General features: G+C 59.6%; 1 protein-coding gene. It reads right to left on the reverse strand.

Annotated features, from left to right (window positions below):
- Positions 1-1,147, reverse strand: a 1,147-nt coding sequence (locus AC1DLB_RS30390) for an FAD-binding protein (protein ID WP_477786330.1), incomplete at its 3' end; no start/stop codon positions are given.
- Between the last annotated feature and the right edge of the window lie 64 nt (positions 1,148-1,211).

Below are 1,211 nucleotides of genomic sequence, written 5' to 3' on the forward strand. Positions count from 1 at the left end.
GAATGATGGTGTCCTTGCCTTCGGCGTCCTGAGTGATCGCCTGGCCATGAATGTTGGTGGCAACGCCGCCCATCATATAGTGGCAAGTCGGAACAACCGGAACCGGAGCGACGACCGGGTCAACGTGCGCGAAAGTCTTGGACAGTTCGCAGATGCCTGGCAGACGGCTGTGCAGCACTTCCTCGCCCAAGTGGTCGAGCTTGAGCATTACGTGGTCGCCATTCGGACCGCAACCGTTGCCGGCGATGATTTCCTTAACCATCGAACGGGCAACCACGTCACGACCGGCAAGGTCTTTGGCGTTCGGAGCATAACGCTCCATGAAACGCTCGCCGTGCTTGTTGATCAGGTAACCACCTTCACCACGGCAACCTTCGGTTACCAGTACACCGGCGCCGGCGATGCCGGTCGGGTGGAACTGCCACATTTCGATGTCTTGTACCGGTACGCCGGCACGCAGCGCCATGCCAACGCCGTCACCGGTGTTGATCAGGGCGTTGGTGGTCGAAGCGTAGATACGACCTGCACCGCCGGTGGCCAGTACGGTGGCCTTGGCACGGATGTAGGTGGTTTCACCGGTTTCGATGCAGATCGCGATCACACCGACGAACTCGCCTTGACCGTTCTTTACCAGATCGACAGCGTAGTATTCGTTCAGGAACGTGGTGCCGGCTTTCAGGTTGCCCTGATAAAGGGTGTGCAGCAGCGCGTGACCGGTACGGTCGGACGCCGCGCAGGTACGTGCAGCCTGGCCGCCCTTGCCGTAGTCCTTGGACTGACCGCCGAACGGACGCTGGTAGATGCGACCGGTTTCGGTACGGGAGAACGGCAGGCCCATGTGGTCCAGTTCGAAAACTGCGGCCGGACCTTCCTGACACATGTATTCGATAGCGTCCTGGTCACCGATGTAGTCGGAACCCTTGACGGTRTCGWACATGTGCCAGCGCCAGTCATCGTTCGGATCCGCAGACGCAATGGCGCAAGTGATGCCGCCCTGGGCCGATACGGTGTGCGAACGAGTCGGGAAAACCTTGGTGATCACGGCAGTCTTGTGACCGCCTTGTGCCAGTTGCAGCGCTGCGCGCATGCCGGCACCGCCGCCACCAATAATGATGGCGTCGAAAGAAATCGTTGGAATGTTAGCCATGGATCAGATACCCCAGAGAATCTGCACACCCCAGACGAAGTAAGCGAACATCGCAACGCCGCAT

It is taken from the genome of Pseudomonas sp. 05N434 (assembly GCF_056396965.1).